Annotated in this window: 20 protein-coding genes; 15 read left to right on the top strand and 5 right to left on the bottom strand. The window is 45.8% G+C overall.

The features are described from left to right. Positions 1-82 precede the first annotated feature (82 nt). From dinG to ABDB98_RS10440, 8 genes are all read left to right on the top strand, one after another. Complete coding sequence (gene dinG / locus ABDB98_RS10475; RefSeq protein WP_438420113.1) at positions 83-2,869, top strand: ATP-dependent DNA helicase DinG; 2,787 nt, start codon at positions 83-85, stop codon at positions 2,867-2,869. Positions 2,870-3,016: 147 nt separating this feature from the next. Next, entirely contained in the window at positions 3,017-3,187 is a 171-nt protein-coding gene (locus ABDB98_RS10470; protein WP_003153512.1) for a YpmA family protein, read from the top strand. Between the two features lie 9 nt (positions 3,188-3,196). Further along, positions 3,197-3,682, top strand: a complete 486-nt coding sequence (gene tseB, locus ABDB98_RS10465) for a cell wall elongation/penicillin-binding protein regulator TseB (protein ID WP_060964913.1) — start codon at positions 3,197-3,199, stop codon at positions 3,680-3,682. Positions 3,683-3,704: 22 nt separating this feature from the next. Further along, complete coding sequence (locus ABDB98_RS10460; protein ID WP_045927214.1) at positions 3,705-4,886, top strand: pyridoxal phosphate-dependent aminotransferase; 1,182 nt, start codon at positions 3,705-3,707, stop codon at positions 4,884-4,886. Positions 4,887-5,020: 134 nt separating this feature from the next. Next, positions 5,021-6,313: an asparagine--tRNA ligase gene (gene asnS / locus ABDB98_RS10455; protein WP_438420112.1), complete on the top strand. Its 1,293-nt coding sequence runs from the start codon at positions 5,021-5,023 to the stop codon at positions 6,311-6,313. Between the two features lie 94 nt (positions 6,314-6,407). Then, positions 6,408-7,106, top strand: a complete 699-nt coding sequence (gene dnaD, locus ABDB98_RS10450; protein WP_016939069.1) for a DNA replication protein DnaD — start codon at positions 6,408-6,410, stop codon at positions 7,104-7,106. A gap of 18 nt (positions 7,107-7,124) precedes the next feature. Further along, on the top strand, positions 7,125-7,784 hold the full coding sequence (nth, locus tag ABDB98_RS10445) for an endonuclease III (RefSeq protein WP_016939068.1): 660 nt from the start codon (positions 7,125-7,127) through the stop codon (positions 7,782-7,784). Beyond that, positions 7,781-8,272 (top strand): YpoC family protein, encoded by a 492-nt coding sequence (locus tag ABDB98_RS10440; RefSeq protein WP_438420111.1) that lies wholly within the window; start codon positions 7,781-7,783, stop codon positions 8,270-8,272. The genes nth and ABDB98_RS10440 overlap by 4 nt, the downstream gene beginning before the upstream one ends. 77 nt (positions 8,273-8,349) lie before the next feature. Here ABDB98_RS10440 and ABDB98_RS10435 read toward each other — a convergent pair whose 3' ends face one another. Both ABDB98_RS10435 and recU read right to left on the bottom strand, forming a co-directional pair. Further along, positions 8,350-11,130, bottom strand: coding sequence for a PBP1A family penicillin-binding protein (locus tag ABDB98_RS10435; RefSeq protein WP_438420110.1), 2,781 nt, complete (start codon positions 11,128-11,130; stop codon positions 8,350-8,352). Positions 11,131-11,168: 38 nt separating this feature from the next. Beyond that, positions 11,169-11,777, bottom strand: a complete 609-nt coding sequence (gene recU, locus ABDB98_RS10430; protein ID WP_029575375.1) for a Holliday junction resolvase RecU — start codon at positions 11,775-11,777, stop codon at positions 11,169-11,171. Positions 11,778-11,818: 41 nt separating this feature from the next. Here recU and ABDB98_RS10425 point away from each other — a divergent pair, with 41 nt between their 5' ends. Beyond that, entirely contained in the window at positions 11,819-12,781 is a 963-nt protein-coding gene (locus ABDB98_RS10425; RefSeq protein ID WP_438420109.1) for a DUF2515 domain-containing protein, read from the top strand. Between the two features lie 38 nt (positions 12,782-12,819). On the opposite strand, the gene sspM is transcribed toward ABDB98_RS10425, so the two are convergent. Further along, entirely contained in the window at positions 12,820-12,924 is a 105-nt protein-coding gene (gene sspM / locus ABDB98_RS10420; protein WP_016939063.1) for an acid-soluble spore protein SspM, read from the bottom strand. Between the two features lie 204 nt (positions 12,925-13,128). On the opposite strand from sspM, the gene ABDB98_RS10415 reads away from it, so the two are divergent. Further along, complete coding sequence (locus tag ABDB98_RS10415; RefSeq protein WP_016939062.1) at positions 13,129-13,374, top strand: DUF5446 family protein; 246 nt, start codon at positions 13,129-13,131, stop codon at positions 13,372-13,374. Between the two features lie 45 nt (positions 13,375-13,419). Next, the gene (locus ABDB98_RS10410; protein ID WP_060964919.1) at positions 13,420-13,788 is read left to right on the top strand and encodes a YppE family protein; all 369 of its coding nucleotides are present in this window, start codon (positions 13,420-13,422) and stop codon (positions 13,786-13,788) included. A 37-nt stretch (positions 13,789-13,825) separates the two neighbouring features. Here the strand turns inward: ABDB98_RS10410 and ABDB98_RS10405 are convergent, their stop codons facing one another. Next, a complete protein-coding gene (locus ABDB98_RS10405; RefSeq protein ID WP_003153532.1) occupies positions 13,826-14,008 on the bottom strand; it encodes a YppF family protein in 183 nt (60 codons plus the stop codon). A gap of 187 nt (positions 14,009-14,195) precedes the next feature. Between ABDB98_RS10405 and ABDB98_RS10400 the strand changes: the two genes are divergently transcribed. Continuing rightward, entirely contained in the window at positions 14,196-14,666 is a 471-nt protein-coding gene (locus ABDB98_RS10400) for a YppG family protein (protein WP_438420108.1), read from the top strand. Between the two features lie 29 nt (positions 14,667-14,695). On the opposite strand, the gene ABDB98_RS10395 is transcribed toward ABDB98_RS10400, so the two are convergent. Beyond that, positions 14,696-15,109: an Hsp20/alpha crystallin family protein gene (locus tag ABDB98_RS10395; protein WP_438420107.1), complete on the bottom strand. Its 414-nt coding sequence runs from the start codon at positions 15,107-15,109 to the stop codon at positions 14,696-14,698. A gap of 137 nt (positions 15,110-15,246) precedes the next feature. Here ABDB98_RS10395 and ABDB98_RS10390 point away from each other — a divergent pair, with 137 nt between their 5' ends. The 3 genes from ABDB98_RS10390 to ABDB98_RS10380 all read left to right on the top strand — a co-directional run bounded on the left by ABDB98_RS10390 (position 15,247) and on the right by ABDB98_RS10380 (position 19,354). Continuing rightward, a complete protein-coding gene (locus ABDB98_RS10390; protein ID WP_016939058.1) occupies positions 15,247-15,753 on the top strand; it encodes a PTS sugar transporter subunit IIA in 507 nt (168 codons plus the stop codon). Between the two features lie 96 nt (positions 15,754-15,849). Then, on the top strand, positions 15,850-18,096 hold the full coding sequence (locus tag ABDB98_RS10385; protein ID WP_438420106.1) for a DEAD/DEAH box helicase: 2,247 nt from the start codon (positions 15,850-15,852) through the stop codon (positions 18,094-18,096). A 19-nt stretch (positions 18,097-18,115) separates the two neighbouring features. Further along, on the top strand, positions 18,116-19,354 hold the full coding sequence (locus ABDB98_RS10380; protein ID WP_438420105.1) for a ribonuclease H-like domain-containing protein: 1,239 nt from the start codon (positions 18,116-18,118) through the stop codon (positions 19,352-19,354). Positions 19,355-19,377: the final 23 nt, after the last annotated feature.

Raw genomic sequence — 19,377 nt, 5'->3', positions numbered from 1 at the left:
GGCAAAAGCTGTTTTTCCGCTCCATTTCTCAGCAAAACGTGTTACACTTTTCTCGTATGCAAGAATTGAGGTGTCCATTTTAATGAACAAGCAACGGTTCGTTGTCATAGATGTCGAAACAACAGGAAATTCGCCGAAAAAGGGCGATAAAATCATTCAAATCGCAGCGGTTGTCATTGAAAATGGACAAATAACTGAGCGGTTTTCAAAATATATCAATCCGAATCAGGCCATTCCGCCGTTTATTGAACAGCTGACCGGAATTTCATCCGGTATGGTTGAAAATGAACTGCCGTTTGAAGCGGTCGCAGAAGAGGTTTTTCATCTGCTTGACGGCGCGTATTTTGTTGCCCACAATATTCATTTTGATCTCGGATTTGTCCGGCATGAACTGAGCGAAGCGGGCTATGAGCTGCCGGATTGTGAAGTGCTTGATACGGTTGAGCTCTCACGTATTGTTTTTCCGGGGTTTGAAGGGTATAAGCTCGGTGAATTGTGCACGGAGCTGAATATTGTACATGACCGGCCTCACCGCGCAGACAGTGATGCGGAGGTTACGGGGCTGATCTTTTTAGACATTTTACATAAACTGAAACATTTGCCTTTGCCGACGTTAAAGCAGCTTAGAAGGCTTTCACAGCATTTTATCAGCGATTTGACGCTGCTTTTGGATTCTTTTATACATGAAAGCAGACCGGCGGCAGAAGAAAGCTGCATTCCATACGGGTCTTTTTCAATTAAAGAGCCCGATCAAATTCCGGCTTCCCGTCCGGTGAGTGCTGCCATTGACCTTGAAAAATGGAACGATGAAAAAGAACAGCTCTTATCTGACATCATCCCCCGCTACGAAAAGCGGAAAGGGCAGCTTACGATGATGGATGAAGTGCTTGGCGCCTTCTGCAACCGGGAGCATGCGCTGATAGAAGCGGCGCCCGGCATCGGAAAAACAATCGGTTATCTCGTTCCGGCTCTCTTATTTGCCAAAGCGGAACAAACTTCCGTCATTATCAGCACGTACTCTACTCTTTTGCAGCAGCAGATCATGACTAAAGATATTCCGCTTTTGGAGCGTATGTTTCCATGGCCGGTTAAGGCCGCTGTTTTAAAAGGGAAATCGCATTATCTGTGCTTGCGCAAGTTTGAACATATTCTGCATGAGGAAGATGACAACTATGATGCGGTTCTGACGAAAGCACAGCTTCTCGTCTGGCTGACAGAGACTGAAACGGGCGACGCCGCCGAGCTGAATCTTCCTTCAGGCGGCAGATTGCTGTGGGAGCGCATGTCTTACGATGAGGAATCTTTTTTGAAAAAAGGGAACAACTCCGCCGCCGAATTTTATGAACGGGCAAAAGAAAAAGCGCAGGCCGCAGATCTGATTATCACCAACCATGCTTTGCTGTTTGCGGATCAAAGCAGTGAAACAAAAAAACTGCCCCCAAGCGGAACGGTCATCATTGATGAAGCGCATCATTTCGAACGGGCCGCCAGCGAGCATCTGGGGCGGAGAGCTTCGTACATCGGGCTGCACACAAAGCTCAGCCGAATCGGAATATTAAAAGAACACGGGCTGTTAAAGCGGATGAGAAAACTGTTTTATACGTATGAATTGCCGGCCGAAAGTTTTTTTGACGCCGATGAGTGGATGAAGCATATTCAATCTGAAAGTGACGCATTTTTCAGTTCGGTGCATTCTTTTGTCAAACGAAGAAAACCTAAAGACGATCTGAACCGTCTCGTCTATAGTCTGAATCATAAAAGCCAGGATAAAGGCCTTCACATGATAACGGACGGAGCGGAGCGGCTTTGCGCGATGCTGGATCAGCTGCTCGATGTGTTTTCAGTACAGGAGAAACTGTTGCATCAAAAGCTTGATGAGATGAAGAGCGGAGCGGCTTTTTTAGCGGCCGAGTATGTAAAATGCATCAGGGGGCTGAAAGAATATCGCGATACGTTCAGCAGACTGTTGTTTGAAAATAATGAGAAAGAAGCCGTTTGGATTGAAATTGATGCCAAAGGCGCAAAAAACGCCGTCAGCATCTATGCACAGCCGCTGGAGCCCGGTGAAATGCTGGCAGATCAGTTTTTCGCCCGCAAAAAAAGCGTAGTGCTAACATCAGCGACCTTAATGGTGGAGCAGTCTTTTCAATTTATGATTGAAAGGCTCGGACTGTCGGATTTTTATCCGCGCACCAAAAGCATCCCGTCTCCTTTTTCTTATGATGATCAGATGAACGTCATCATTCCGAAAGAGATGAAATCCCTCAAATATGACGGAGAGCGGGAAGTCATTGAGCATATTGCCAAGTATGCTGAAATCATGTCAAAGGGAAAACAGCCGAAGATTCTTATCCTGTTTACGTCTCATGATATGCTGAAAAAAGTGTATCAGGAATTGAAACTCAGCATGGAGATCTCAGGCATTCAGCTTCTCGGCCAAGGCATCTCGGGCGGAAGTCCCGGTAAATTAATGAAAACCTTTAAAACGGCAAGCCGGGCGATTTTGCTCGGGACGAATCATTTCTGGGAAGGCGTTGATTTTCCGGGGGATGAATTGTCAACCGTCATGATTGCAAGGCTTCCTTTCCGGGCGCCTGATAATCCGCTTCATGCCGCAAAATGTGAATTCGCCAAGAAGCAGGGGAAAAACCCGTTTCAGACGATTTCTCTGCCTGAGGCCGTGTTAACGTTCAGGCAGGGAATCGGGCGCCTGCTCCGTACGGCGGGAGACAAAGGAACAATCGTTCTTTTAGATCAGCGTGTAAAGACGGCGGGATACGGACGGCTGTTTCTTGATGCGCTCCCGACTTCATCCCTTTTGGAACTGACGGATGCCGAACTCGGGGATTACGTCAGCCAAACGGAATAAAAGCCGCATAAACGCGGCTTTCGTGGTGTGGGATGAGGAATTGTTTATATGGTAAAAGCGGGTTCATGCCGCCTTGTGATTTTATTATGCCGCGCGTGCATCCCGTTATGACTAACAAAATTTGTTCGACCGATGGAGGGTATAAAAATGGAAAGCAAAATTGAGATTCTTTCTACAATTAATGTGGAGCATTCAGATGATTTATATAAAATCGTCGATACATTAAACCGGACTTTGAAAAGAGATAATCTGATGTTCGGACTGGCGCTTGACGAAGAAAATCAAAATGAAGCGGTCTTCACCATTTATCGCACATAGGTGAAAAAGATGAGAAAAAAAGCGTTAATATTTACAGCCGTATTTGGTATTATTTTTTTAGCGGTTCTTTTATTTTCGGCCGGCATTTTTAAATCTGCAATGGCTCAAAAAGAGGAAGGCCACGACACAGCAGCCGCAGCCGCTAAAGAAAAAACGGATCTGACAGATGCTGAGAAAGTGGAAACCTTTGTCGGTAAACAGAAGTATTACGTTGTGTCCGGAACGGATAAACATGGAAAAGACATGTATGTATGGGTCCCGGCCGGCAAAAAAGCAAAAATTCTCTCGAAAAAAGCCAGTGACGGCATTTCAAGCAGCAAGGCTGCCAAAATCGTTCAAGACGCAGGGCTTGTTTCAAAGCTGAATGACGTTCACCCGGCGAGAGAAAACGATGTCCTGCTGTGGGAAGTGACCTACATCAACAAAAACGGGCAGTATAGTTTTAGCTATGTGGACTTTACAAGCGGCAAGATTCTCAAAAACATCACACCGTGAGACGTATTAGGGGGAGTTCAAGTTGAAATTGGCAAAAAGAGTATCCGCATTAACACCGTCTGCAACACTTGCAATTACCGCAAAAGCGAAAGAGCTGAAAGCAGAAGGCCATGATGTCATCGGCCTCGGAGCAGGAGAACCTGATTTTAATACGCCTCAGCACATTATAGATGCCGCGGTGCGTTCCATGAATGAAGGCCACACAAAATATACGCCTTCAGGCGGTCTGCCGGCCTTGAAAGACAGCATCGCTGAAAAGTTCAAAAACGACCAGGGAATTGAATATAAACCGTCAGAAATCATTGTCTGCACCGGAGCGAAGCACGCCCTGTACACATTATTTCAGGTCATTCTCGATGAAGGAGACGAAGTGATTATACCGACTCCTTACTGGGTAAGCTATCCTGAGCAGGTGAAATTGGCAGGAGGACGTCCCGTCTATGTGGAAGGACTGGAGTCTAATCAGTTTAAAATTTCACCGGAGCAGCTGAAGCAGGCGCTCACTGAGAAAACAAAAGCAATCATTATCAACTCACCGAGCAATCCGACAGGTGTCATGTATACGAAAGAAGAGCTTAGTGAACTCGGAAAAGTGTGTCTGGAGCATGACATTCTGATCGTTTCTGACGAAATTTATGAGAAGCTTACATACGGAGGAAAAAAACACGTCTCAATCGCACAGCTTTCCGATGAATTGAAAGAGCAGACGGTCATCATCAACGGCGTGTCGAAATCCCACAGCATGACGGGCTGGAGAATCGGTTATGCGGCGGGATCTGAGACGATTATTAAAGCGATGACGAGCCTTGCGAGCCACAGCACGTCAAATCCGACGTCTATCGCTCAATACGGCGCCATTGCGGCATATAACGGGCCTGCTGAACCGCTGGAAGAGATGAGACAGGCATTTGAGCACAGACTGAATACCATCTATGCTCAGCTCAGCGAAATTCCCGGATTTACCTGTGTCAAGCCTGAAGGGGCATTTTACTTGTTCCCTAACGCCAAAGCGGCAGCAGAAAACTGCGGATTCAAAGATGTTGATGAATACGTGAAGGCGCTTCTGGAAGAAGAAAAAGTCGCCATCGTACCGGGCTCGGGCTTCGGCTCACCGGACAACGTCCGTTTATCTTACGCAACGTCACTTGATCTTTTAGAAGAAGCGGTCGAAAGAATCCGCCGCTTCACGGAAAAACATAGCTGATTCTGAAAAAGCGGCTTTTGAAGCCGCTTTTCACCTGCATTGACCCCGTAAGAGTAGAACGGGTATAATAAAGTGATGAAAAAAGAGATTCAGGCAGATTCCTGAATGTCTTTCTTGTTCTGGAGGGAAAGATTTTGAAAACAACAATCAACCAAGTGTATAAACACACAGGCGAGGAAGTAACGATTGGAGCTTGGGTCGCAAATAAACGCTCAAGCGGTAAAATCGCATTTTTACAGCTGAGAGACGGTACCGGCTTCATTCAGGGAGTTGTCGTCAAAGCTGAAGTTGAAGAAAACATCTTCCAAATCGCGAAATCAGTGACGCAGGAAACGTCACTTTACGTAAAAGGGATTGTGAAAGAAGACGAGCGTTCACCGCTTGGCTATGAGCTTGCAGTCACATCCATTGAAGTCATTCACGAAGCGACCGATTATCCGATTACACCTAAAGAGCACGGCACAGAATTTTTAATGGACCACAGACATTTGTGGCTCCGTTCGAAACGCCAGCACGCGATTATGAAAATCCGCAACGAAATCATCCGTGCGACTTATGAATTTTTCAACAAAGAAGGTTTCGTGAAAGTTGATCCGCCGATTTTGACGGGAAGCGCTCCTGAAGGCACGACTGAGCTGTTCGCAACAAAATATTTTGATGAAGACGCCTTCTTGTCTCAAAGCGGCCAGCTGTATATGGAAGCTGCTGCAATGGCGCTGGGAAAAGTATTCTCATTCGGACCGACATTCAGAGCGGAAAAATCAAAAACGAAACGCCATCTCATCGAATTCTGGATGATTGAGCCCGAAATGGCATTTGTTGAATTTGAAGAAAACCTTGAAGTTCAGGAGAATTATGTTGCTTACATCGTACAAAGCGTGCTGGAACATTGTAAGATCGAGCTGAACACACTGGGAAGAGACACGTCCAAATTAGAACAAATGAAAGCGCCTTTCCCGCGCATTACGTACGATAAAGCGATCGAGTTCCTGAAAGAAAAAGGATTCGACGATATTGAATGGGGAGATGACTTCGGTGCGCCGCATGAAACAGCGATTGCAGAAAGCTATGACAAACCGGTGTTTATCACTCATTATCCGACTTCATTAAAACCGTTTTATATGCAGCCTGCCAAAGATCGTGACGATGTCGTGCTATGTGCCGATTTAATTGCTCCGGAAGGCTACGGGGAAATCATCGGCGGATCTGAACGCGTTCACGATATGGATTTATTGGAAGAAAGATTAAAAGAACACGGTCTGGATTCAGATGCTTACAAATGGTATGCTGAACTCAGACAATACGGTTCTGTTCCGCACTCAGGCTTTGGCCTCGGACTTGAGCGGACAGTGGCTTGGATCAGCGGAGCGCCTCACGTGCGTGAAACAATTCCGTTCCCGAGACTTCTGAACCGTCTGTATCCGTAATAGTTTTAAAAAACGAAGTCTCCTGCAAGGGAGACTTTTTCTAAGTAAAGGGGAAAGCTCCCGGAGATAACCTTTTACAGTAAGAGGTGTAAGGATGAAAAAACAGCAATTTATAGATATGCAGGAACTCGGCATTTCAAGCATTCCCAACCTGCTGCTGACACATTACCGGCAGCTCGGGCTGAATGAAACCGAATTGATTCTGCTTTTAAAGATTAAAATGCATTTGGAAAAGGGTTCTTATTTTCCGACGCCGTTTGAACTGCAGTCAGGGATGTCCATTTCTGCTGAAGAATGTACAAGCTGCCTGAGAATGTTCATTCAAAAAGGTTTTCTGTTTATTGAAGAATGTGAAGACCATAACGGCATAAAGTTCGAAAAATATTCTCTGCAGCCGTTATGGGCGAAGCTGTATGATTACATGCAGCATTCACAAAATGAAACGCAGGAAAGAACGTCAGAAAGAGAACAAAAAAGCCTGTACACCATCTTTGAAGAAGAGTTTGGAAGGCCGCTGTCTCCGCTTGAATGTGAGACGCTGGCCATATGGCAGGATCAGGATCAGCATGACGCGATTCTGATTAAACATGCGCTAAAAGAAGCTGTCTTATCAGGAAAGCTCAGTTTTCGCTATATTGACCGGATTTTATTTGAATGGAAAAAGAACGGCTTCAAAACGGTTGAGCAGGCGAAGGCGCACAGCCAAAAATTCCGGCGTGTTCAGACGAAACAAAATGAACCGCAAAAAGAGTATACGAGACAGGTGCCTTTTTACAATTGGCTGGAACAGTAACTTGAGAAGGGGAGAAACGTGTTAAATTTAAAGCAGATTGAATATTGTCTTGATAAAATCGGTGATATGTTTCCGCACGCAGAATGTGAACTTGTCCATTCAAATCCTTTCGAACTGGTTGTGGCAGTCGCTTTATCTGCGCAATGTACGGATGCTCTCGTCAACAGAGTGACAAAAACGCTATTTCAAAAATATAAACGGCCTGAAGATTATCTTGCCGTCCCGCTGGAAGAATTACAGCAGGATATTAAATCAATCGGCCTGTACCGAAATAAAGCCAAAAATATTCAAAAACTGAGCAAAATGATCATCGAAGAGTACGGCGGAGAAGTGCCGAAAGACCGGGATGAGCTTGTGAAGCTGCCGGGTGTCGGACGGAAAACGGCAAATGTGGTCGTATCCGTTGCTTTCGGCGTACCGGCAATCGCTGTGGACACTCATGTGGAACGGGTCTCGAAAAGGCTCGGCATCTGCCGCTGGAAGGACTCTGTATTGGAAGTAGAGAAAACATTAATGAAAAAAGTGCCCAAAGAGGATTGGTCTGTCACACATCACAGATTAATATTTTTCGGGCGGTATCATTGTAAAGCGCAATCTCCCCGCTGTGCGGAATGTCCTTTGCTTTCGTTATGCAGGGAAGGGCAAAAGCGTGACAAAAAAGGGCTGGTGAAACGGTGACGGCGATTAATATTCTGGCAGGCTATGAAACTTACTTGCGCAGTCTTACGGATCTGGATAGCTTAGAGGTTAAAGCGGCTTTGCGCCGGCATCCGCTGTATATGGATTTCAGCAGTCAGCCAAAAGTGCAGCCATGGAGGGAAAAGAGCGAATATGTTCCGTTTCTTTTTCAGATTTGGAACGAAACGAAAGAAGCGCTGCTTCCCGTTTTTCAAACAAGAAAATCCAGATGTGATCAAAATGATATGCTGAAGGGGATTGCCTGTCTGATTGCCGCGTTTCATTGGACGGCAGGGGAGCGGGTCACCTCACTTGATTGGTCTGTGCTTGAAACCAAGCATTTTCCCGCGGAGCCGATTAATTGGGCGGAGAGAGTGGCGTTTATTCTAACAAAACCGACTCAATTTCACTCGTTTATTCAGCTTGACGAATTGATGACGGAGATGACAAAACAATATCATAAATATGAAGCTATGAACAAATCATAAAAACCTCCTTATAAGAAAAGGAGGTTTTTTTGTATGAAAAAAATCCTTCACCTCAAACAGGTGAAGGATTTCGTCCGCTAATGAGCGGGGTTTGACTGGATGGTTGACGAATTGGACTGCCCGTTGACATTTGAAGATGAATCTTGGTTTTTGTCCTTCTGGCCGCTGTCAGGTTTTTTCGAACCGTCTGAACCGGTATCGGAACCATTATCAGAGCCGTTATCTTGCTGTCCGTTGTTATCCGTCCCGTTACCAGGCTGATTCGGATTGTTATTATCCGTTTGATCCTGATCGGATTGATCCGGATTTTTATTCGGGTCATCGGTTGGTGATTGATCCGATCCGTCTGACGTATCTGTCTGATTATCGTCTGTTTTCGAATCATCGGTTTGGGTCTTGTCTTTATCCTTATCATCAGGTTTCTGTTCATCGTCAGTCGTTTTATCTTTATCTGCATTGTCTTCTTCATCTTTCGGAACTTTGAAAGATGCTGATGCCGTATCGCTTTTTCCGTCATCATTTTCCGCTGTCACCTGGAAGCTGTATGTGGACCCAGTGGTGACATCTGAGACGACGGCTTCTTTTGCCGAACTGTTTTGAATGTCACTGTAACTTCCGCCGTCAACGGATTGTTTGACATTGAATGTTGCATCGCCGTCATAATCCCAGCTTAAAGTTAATGATTTTTTATCTTTGTCGTATTTCACTTGCAAGCCAGTCGGTTTATCTGCTTTTTCTTTCGCGTACGTTTTAGAAACGGCAGTAGGTTCTGTTCCTTTCACGAAGTACTCCGTCACTTTTTTATCATCCGGCGTATTCGGTCCGGCTAAAGCGGCAGGATTCGAGCCTTTCTCAACTGTTTCTTTTACGACGCTGTCAGGCTGCTTGAAGCTTCCTTTACCGTCATCAACGTATGAGATCAGCTTTTGGAAAATCCGTTTTGCAACTTGCTGGTCTGCAGAAGACAGTGATTTCTTGCCTGCTTTGTTGCCAGGCTCAACACCGGTCCAAACCGCCGCTGTATATTGAGGGGTGTAGCCGACAAACCATGAGTCTGGGACTCCGCCTGGAGCAATGTTATATTTTTGAATATCATCTTTAGTAAAGTTTGTTGTACCCGTTTTACCGGCGACTTCCACATTCGGTACTTGAGCCAGTTTACCCGTTCCAGATTCGACAGCTGATTTCAGCATATCTGTAATCATGAACGCCGTGTAATCACTCATAGCACTCTTCGGCTTAGGCGTTAAATCAAGCTTAGTGCCGTCATTGAATTCAATCGACGTGACTGCGTGCGGTTCATTGTACGTTCCGTTATTTCCGAACGCACTGTAGGCGCCTGCCATGGTCAGAGGAGAAACACCGCGGTTATCCTCACCAAATCCTCCGATAGAATAAGATTCCGTTACACTGTCTTTGTTTAATCCAAGTCCTAAGTCGTTTGCGAAGTCGACCGCATTATCTTTACCGGCTGCTTGGTATGCCTTCAGAGCCGGAATATTACGTGAGTCTGCGAGAGCTTGACGCATAGATATCTGACCTTTGTAATCATTGTCCCAATCATGGATCGGTGTGCCGTCAGAGTACGTATATGCAGAATCATTAATCTGCTCATACGTCGACCATTTTTTATTTTCAATGACCGGCCCGTAATCAAGAATCGGTTTTATCGTTGAACCTGGCTGGGTTTTACCTTGTGTTGCATAATTGAATCCCCCGGTAGTTCTGTTTCGTCCTGCTCCGATGGCGCGGATTTCTCCGTTTGTCGTATCAAGGAGCGTGACGCCGCCCTGCATGCCTTGGGTAAAGCCGGCTGTGTCGCCGTTCATCAATTGGTCAAGATAATCTTGTGCTTTCGTATCAAGGGTCGTGTAAATTTTTAATCCGTCAGTTGAAATATCGACGTCTTTCTTTTCTTTTGTCTCAATTTCTTTCATGACTTCTTCGACAAAAGCGCTGTATTTATTTGTGTCCTTTTTATCGTATTCCTTTTGGCTGACGACGCCTTCATCTTTCATGGACACTTTCTTCGCTTTTTGGTATTCAGAATTTGAAATGAATCCTTGTTTTTCCATTAAGCTGAGAACGATGTTCCGGCGTTTTTCGGAAGCCTTCGGGTTTTTAACCGGGTTATATCCGGTCGGGCTTTGCGGCATTCCGGCAAGCGTGGCCGCCTGTTCAACCGTAAGCTTGCTCAAATCTTTTACGCCGAAGAATTCTTCAGCCGCCTTACCGACGCCGTAGGCGCGCGGTGAGAAATAAATTCTGTTTAAATACATTTCTAAGATTTCATCTTTAGAATAATGGCGCTCCAGCTGCAGTGAAAGCCACACTTCCTGTGCTTTCCGTTTAATCGTTTTTTGATGGGTCAAAAGCGAGTTTTTCACAACCTGCTGGGTGATCGTGCTTCCTCCCTCTGAACCGAAACCATCCGTAAAGTTGGCGACCAAGGCGCCGCCGATCCGGATCGGGTCTATTCCGTGGTGCTTATAAAAACGGGCATCCTCTGTTGCGATAAATGCTTCTTTCACAACATCGGGTATATCTTTAATCGGGACGTAGGTTCGTTTTTCGCCGCCCACTTCCGCGATTTCTTTGCCGTTTTTATCGTAAATTGTTGAAGAATAAGGCGTTTTCAGCTTGGCTTCGTCCAAAGACGGCGCACCGGAAACTAAAACGGCAAATGCCGCGGCTCCGCCGACTATGCCGAGGACAAACAGAATAACCAAAGACAGCACAATCTTTTTGAATAAACCGCCTTTACGCTGTTTCTTTCCTTTTTTCGGTGAAGAAGACTTGGGGCTTTTCGTCTGCCTAGCCTTGCGGCGTTCTTCACGGCTCTTAAATTGATCTGACATAACATCTCAACCTTTCGTTAATCAACCTTTCGCTCAGTCTACTGTCCCTGCGAAAAATAAAGCTGTTCAATAATACTAATATAATCAATTCTCGGTGAGTATCCAAGGGAAATCGGAAAGGAAGCATCTTCTAATTCGTCTTTGCGAATCGACTTTCTGCCGTTGTTCTCCTTTCTCTCCCAAAAGACAAACAGCTTGTCGGCCTCGAGGAAATAAACCTTTTCGAAAGCGGATATAATAACAAAACAAATGCCGTCTTGCCTGACCACCTGCTTCATGTGCTCAATTTGATGGTCATGAAAATTCTGCAGGGGAAATGCCGTTTTGTTTTTTGTTTCTTTTGCTTCGAAATCAATGTAGCGCCCTTTATAAATCCCATTGTAATCGGTTGTCGAAGACTGCTTAAAATAAGCCTCCTTAATGACTGCGGCGCTTCTTTTCGGATAATGGACGTTTACAATCTGGACGGGTGTCGGCTTTTTGTGAATGACCGCAATTTGGTTAGCCAGATAATACTTATTCGTTTCATTCAGGTCGTCTTCGAGGGTCATGCCGCGATTACTGTATGAATGGGACCGTTTCTGGCTGTTTTGGGATGAAACCGTTTTGTTCGGCTGAAAAGTTTTTCCATTCGGATACCGAATCACTTTTTCCATCCTCCTTATCAAACTCATAGTGACGGAAGTGAATGAACGTGCATAAACGACAGACCGTAACCGCCATTCTTCATCAGATCGAAAAAGAGACGAAAATAAAAAATGCCGATAACATTTCCCGGACAAATGCCTATAAAGCATATTATGACCGCCATCCTGAGATCAAATGGCCGCTTTTGGCATCTTTTGTGTCCCGTAATGCGGGCTGGTCGATGACTGATTTAAGAGGCGTCCTTTATCAGGAAGGTCTTGACAGCAGGCAGAAAAACTGGTTTTTCCTCTCGTATGAGAGGGCGAATTGGCTGATTTTTTCTGATGCCTATCCTCAGCTTCTGATCTACCAGTGGTCAAAACAGATCGGCGAACCTCTTTTCTGTCATCTTCCTTATTTCCGCGTCTCGGCTTTCATGCAGGAAGAATGGCTCCGCTTTTGGCGTGACGGAGATACGGAACGGCTCATGTATGCTCTTATTATAAATGAACAAAACACTATCCAAGCACCTATTATACAAAATCCTTCGTTTAAAAAGAATGTTTTTGGTACGATTCCTTTTTATTTAAGTGATTGGTTTCACTTTAACACGGTGATATTCCCCTCATTTGACGGATGTTTATACGGAATTTCCGTCAAACGGTTTTCAAAAACAGAAGAAAGAATTGCGCTCGGAAAACAGCTTGCCCGTCTTTTATTCAGTCCTGATCTTCACGCTTCTTTTTACCGTTTTCTCGATACCGTTCCACATACCGGCTCGCGCTTTGATATGGAGAAAATGATCGGCATCAAAAAAAGAACGTCACCGATGCTGAGGACAACTTATCCGATTGTTGCCCACTCATTAGACGGCAAAAAGGCGGATTGGTTTCAAAAAAGGTTAAGGAAAGGGGCTTTTTTACAGGAGAAAATGCCGAAACAGCTTGAACTGACGGACTGGTATTTACAGAAAAGGCGGGAGCTCCACGCGCTGTTTGCGGTTAAAGAGTGGCTTAAAAAATAAAAAGCCCGAAACCGTTCGCTGCGGTTTCGGGTGGTGTCTTACGTAGAAGGGCGGTTTGGGCCGCCTAATTTTTTATCAAGCGTATCAGTCGTTTTTGATTCGTTTTTTTGCTGTTTACCTGCATTTTTCGGTCTCGTTTTCATACGGCACCTCCTCAACTGTATCGTTTGCATTAACGTGCCGGTTCATACAAAGTTTGCGGCAATTTTTTGTCGAAAAGTCCGTCTTTTAGGTTAATCTCTGTTTGTTTGCCGAACTGCTTCTAGTTTTGTCAGGTGCGGAGGAGAGCGGTATGAAAACGAGAATTATATCAGGAGAGACGCAAGTGACAAAAGGGAGGAACATGAATGTCTGTTTACACGAGTAAGGCTGATATTCTCCGTCTGCTTTCTGATATCGAAGTCCGGATTTCTGCCGCTGAAAAGACGCTTACACAGGCAGTTAAGTCCTGTCAGGCGGAAGCTGAAGAAATCAGGCAGGACCGGCTTGCCCGCATTGAAGAAGAGGCCCGCGAGCTTCATGTTTGCATTGATGATCTGTTTTTGACTGACCGTCGCAAAAAGGATTTACCGAGAGCCTGCCGGATCAGCTGATTTTATGTGAAAACTTTGGTACGATATGTACTGAGGTGAGTCCGTTTGCAGACACAGTCGTTATTGGAACTGACAGTACAAATGATAGAGGCGGCTCTTGAAGCCGACAGAAGATATCAGGAAGGAAAAGAAACCGGCCGTTCATATGATTTTTTTGACGTGATTAAACCCGATGTTGAAAAAAAAGACCGGCTTTGCGCGATTTGGACTGAAGCAGCGCTTGCGTTTATTCAGGAAAACCGTCCAAAATACGTTCATCACGCCCAAATTCAGGCCGTTTCAGAAAATTTCGGAGAGCTGATGCTCCAATCATATGTTCATCATATTCATAAAAAAAGATACAAGGACCTAACTGAATCTGTTTTATATACGCTTCGTATATTGAGGGATGAAATTGAAAAAGAAGGCAGCTGAAACAGCTGCCTTCTTTTATATAAAGGGGTCGGGTATGTTATTCATACGCCGGGTTTTCTGCTCCACTTGCTTCGAGAACCTTCATACTGTTACGAAATTCGGTTGCGGTGAGATGGCCTTGAATATAGAGGAACTTGGCAAAGTCCATCAGTTTATCTGCACAATCTGTTTCATATTTTTTCACTTCTGCAAAACGCTTTCTTAAGTATGATACGTTCATAATGGTGCATCCCCTCTCATGTATGTTGAGATTATGTTAACATAACGATTCGACTTTTTTCTGTTTTTAAAAAATTAAGACTTTCGACAGCATTTGACAAAGGTGAGGCTTTCCAAAAGCACATAACCAAGGCGGGATTCATACATATATAGAAGAAACTAAGCGAGAGGCACAGGGGGAATGTCATATGCAATGGAGAGCGCAGCCGTATCAAAATATGTACCAGCAGCCGGCGGGATATTTCTATCCGCAGCAGATACAGCCGCTGCAGCAGCCGAATCCGCAGCAGATGCAGCCATTACAGCCGCAGCCGTATCCGCAGCAAATACAGCCATTGCAGCAGCCGCCGTATCATCAGCAAGGGCAGTTTCCGCCGCAATTTTATCCGAATCAGGAATACGGTCATATGCAGCAGCCGTACACTCCCGCCCCGCCTCAGGCAGGCATGCCCGGGGGGCCGCCGGGATTTGTGAATCCTTACCCCGTTCCCAGACCGAATCAGCAGCAGCCTTCCCAATTCTCAGGGATACTCTCACAGTTTAAAAAGACAAATGGACAGTTTGACTTTAATAAAATGATAGATACGACGGGGCAGATGGTAAGCGCCGTAAACCAGGTCGGATCGCTGGTGAAAGGATTTACCAGTATCTTTAAATAAAAAGCATGAATGATATCCATCATTCATGCTTATTTTTTAGGTAAAAAGATGGTAAGCGTCTGCTTATTCCAGGATGTTTCCATATCTTCTTCACGCACCTCATAAGGGAGGACGACGGTTCTTGTCATGCTTGAAGACACATGGGATGAATGGGCTTGCTTGTGATCGTGCCGGATTGTCACGTGGAGGTAGCACCCTTTCGTTTCCACCAGCATATCCCCGTCACGGAACGTCGGAGGGACGCTGATGTCAACCGCAAGGCCCGAGGGCTCTTCTCTGACGTCAATCGTTACTTGTGCTTCAGTAAAAGCAGAATTGACAAGATGCTGAAAACCCTGCATCAATTCTGAGAAGGGGCCTGAGTGAAAAAATTGATCCATCGCATGGCTGAGGATGTCTTCATTTCTTTCCAAATAACGTTTATCGTCTTCATTTTGTTCCATAGGATCACCGCCTTTTTACAACAGACTATGCACTGTTATCCCGTATGGTTAAGAATTGAAGGAAAAAAGAAAGTATGGTTAAATAGTGGAGAATAAACTGGTAACGGACTCACATTTAGGAAGGGGAGCACAACACATTGCTGAAAAAATTATTCGGATTGGGAGACAGCCGGAAAAAGCCGGCCGAGGAAGTGATTTTTTCTCCGGCTGACGGAGCGGTGATGGATTTGGCTTCAGTGCCGGATCCCGTATTTTCACAAAAAATGATGGGGGACGGGATCGCCATCGAACCTGCAAACGGAGATATTGTTTCACCGGCTGAGGGTGAAGTGATTCAGCTGTTTCATACAAAACACGCAGTCGGCATCCGCACCCTTTCCGGAGCGGAACTTTTGATACATGTCGGTTTGGATACCGTCAACATGAACGGAGAAGGCTTTGAAGCACACGTAAAAGAAGGGGACAAAATCAAGACAGGCGACCTGCTTTTAACCTGCGATCTGGATTTAATAAAAGAAAAAGCAAGCAGCACCGTCATCCCTATGGTCATTATGAACGGCGATGCCGCGGAGCCTTTGCAATTTGCAGGCGCAAATGAAGCGAAAAAAGGACAAACAGAGCTTTTTACAATAAAAATGAAGTAGGCAGGGGCTGATTCCCTGCTTTTTTTCTTGTACAGTATTTTCATCTAGCCAGGCAAACAAATATTCGGTAAACTGTACCTCAAAGAGGTGTGAACGATGAAGAAAAAATCACTGAGCGAACTGATTCAGGAATTAAAAGATCACGAAAATATTGTGCATTGGCATGAAGAGGAACCGCGGGAGGCTAAAACCATGCCAATGCCCGATCAAGTGGACCCGAAGATCCGGGCGGCTCTCGAAAAGAGGGGAATCGAACGGCTCTTTACCCATCAATACTCCGCTTTCCGGACGGTTCAAAACGGAGAAAGCATCGTGGCCGTCACACCGACGGCCTCCGGAAAAACGTTGTGCTATAATCTTCCGGTTCTCCAGTCTATTGCGGAAGATTCCACAAGCCGCGCGCTTTATTTATTTCCGACAAAGGCGCTTGCGCAGGATCAAAAAAGCGAACTGAACGAAATCATAGATGAGATGGGCATGGACATCAAAAGTTTTACTTACGACGGCGATACCTCTCCGGCCATCAGGCAGAAGGTCAGAAAGGCCGGACACATTGTGATTACTAATCCCGATATGCTTCATTCAGCCATTCTTCCCCATCATACAAAATGGGTGAGTCTGTTTGAAAACCTGAAATATATCGTCATTGATGAATTACATACGTACCGCGGCGTATTCGGCAGCCATGTGGCAAACGTCATCCGCCGCTTAATGAGAATCTGCGCCTTTTACGGAAGCACGCCGTCATTTATCTGCACATCCGCAACAATCGCCAATCCGAGGGAATTGGCGGAGCAGCTGACGGGAAATCCTGTCAGGCTGATTGACGACAACGGCGCTCCGAGCGGAAGAAAGCACTTTGCTTTCTATAATCCGCCGATTGTGAATAAACCGCTGCATATTCGAAAAAGCGCCACCGTGGAAGTGAACGAGCTAGCCAAAACATTTCTGAAAAATAAGATCCAGACGATTGTTTTTGCAAGAAGCCGCGTCAGGGTTGAAATTATTTTAAGCCACATTCAGGAAATCGTAAAAAAAGAAATCGGCGCGAAGTCTGTCAGAGGCTATCGCGGCGGATATCTTCCGAAAGAAAGAAGAGAAATAGAGCGGGGATTAAGAGACGGAAGTATTCTCGGTGTTGTCAGCACAAATGCGCTGGAGCTCGGCGTTGATATCGGCCAGCTTCAGGTCTGCGTGATGACGGGATACCCGGGCAGTGTCGCGAGTGCGTGGCAGCAGGCGGGCCGGGCCGGACGGCGGCAGGGGGAGTCGCTGATTGTGATGGTCGCGAACTCTGATCCGATTGACCAATATATTGTGCGCCACCCTGATTATTTCTTTAAACGCTCGCCTGAATCTGCACGGATTAATCCTGATAACCTCATTATACTGGTCGATCATCTGAAATGCGCGGCGTATGAGCTGCCTTTCAGAGCCGATGAAACATTCGGAGAAAATGAGGCAAAAGACATTCTCGAGTATTTAGAAGAAGAAGGGGTGCTTCATGAAAATCGTGAACGATATCACTGGGCAAGCGATTCATTTCCCGCTTCAAACATCAGTCTCCGTTCGGCCTCGCAGGAAAACGTGGTCATCGTGGACCAATCAGAGACGGCCGATGTGAAAATTATCGGAGAAATGGACCGCTTCAGCGCGATGACGCTTCTTCATGATGAAGCGATTTATCTTCATGAAGGGGTGCAGTATCAGGTTGAAAAGCTTGATTGGGAGCACAAAAAAGCATACGTGCGAAAAGTCGATGTCGAATATTATACGGATGCCAATTTAGCGGTTCAGCTGAAAGTGCTGGAAATCGACAGAACGGACAGCAGAAGGGAAACGGCCATCCATTTCGGGGACGTGACCGTGAATGCCCTTCCGACGATATTTAAAAAAATAAAAATGACGACATTTGAAAATATAGGATCAGGACCGATTCATCTTCCTGAAGAAGAGCTGCATACAAGTGCAGCCTGGCTTGAATTAAAAGAGACGGATTCTGAGATCGGCGAAAAAACGCTTGAGCAGCTGCTTTTAGGCATTGCTCACGTCCTGCGGCATATCGTGCCTGTATACGTCATGTGCGACCGAAATGACGTGCATGTCGTGCCGCAGATCAAAGCGGCTCATACGGGACTGCCGACAATCTTTTTGTATGATCATTATCCGGGCGGAATCGGACTTGCTGATGAAGTATATAAACGATTTGATGAAATCAATGAAGGGGCTATGCGTCTGATCAGACAATGTCCATGTCAAGACGGATGTCCTTCCTGCATCGGCTCCGAAATAGAGGGAATAGATGCAAAGAAAGCGATTCTCCGGCTCTTGAATTACGTGTAAAAGAAAAGGGGGACGAAAGATGTCCTTGAAAAATAAATTAAAGCGGATGAAAAACCACCTGAATATTCCGGAAGCTGAAATAAAGCCTGCTGCTTCTTCGCTTTCGGACCCGGATATTCAAGTCCCGTTTAGAGAAGAATGGGAGGCATTCGGAGTTAAGCCTTTCTTCTTTGAGGATGAATACTGTCTTATCCGCGAAACCGTTTATCCGCTTTCGCACCGCCACGGACGGTACAGCTTCAGTGAACTTGATGACGTCATGGCGTTATGGAATAAAGGCGGTTTGACGCATACTTTATCAGCCGAAGGATACGAAAAGAGCCAGCTGTTTTTCTTTGATACTGAAACGACCGGACTCGGCGGCGGGGCCGGCAATATGATCTTTTTGCTCGGCCATGCGAGGGTATATGAAGACCGTGTCACAGTCAAACAGCATCTGCTTCCCAAGCCGGGAAACGAGGCGGCTCTTTACCAAAGCTTTTTAAGTGAGGTTGACATTACGTCCCTTGTTACGTATAACGGCAAAGCCTTTGATTGGCCTCAGGTCAAAACAAGACACACATTGCTGCGGGACAGGCTTCCGAAACTTCCTGAATTCGGCCACTTTGATCTTCTGCACGGGGCGAGACGGCTTTGGAAACATAAACTGGAGCGAGTATCGCTTTCGGCGGTTGAAAATGAAGAGCTTGCCTTTAAAAGGGGCGAAGACACGCCCGGGTATTTGGCGCCGATGCTGTATTTCCAATTTTTAAAGGCGGAAGATCCCGATCTTTTAAAGGGAGTGCTCCTGCATAATGAACAAGACGTGCTCTCCCTTATTGCTCTTTACATCCATATGTCAAAAAAGATTTTTGCTTCCGCTGATCAGACGTCAGAACATCAGGAAGCCTACGCCATGGCGAAGTGGTTTATCGCCCATAAAGAAACCGATCGGGCTGTTTCACAGCTGGAAGCGCTGCGAGGCAAAGCCTTTGAAGATTCGGATCGGGCCCTTTTTGACTTAGCGATGCTTTATAAAAAACAAAACCGCAGGCAAGACGCAGTGCCCCTTTGGGAGGAACTGACGGGCTCTGATCTTCACATATGCAGACATCAATCAGCGGTTGAGCTGGCGATCTATTTTGAGCATCATGCAAAAGATTTCAAAAAAGCGCTGCAGGCCGCGCAGCTAGCCGCAAAAGACGGGGAAATATCGGAAAAAGAAGCCGAGAAACTCCATGTGAGAATTGCCCGGCTGAAGAGGAAATATTCCTCTTGAAATATTGCCCGGGAAAGCGCAAA

Origin of the sequence: Bacillus siamensis (genome assembly GCF_051628075.1) — a bacterium.
Taxonomy (GTDB): domain Bacteria; phylum Bacillota; class Bacilli; order Bacillales; family Bacillaceae; genus Bacillus; species Bacillus siamensis.
The sequence above is the reverse complement of the archived record's forward strand: the minus strand, read 5'-3'. Positions and strand labels throughout refer to the sequence as shown.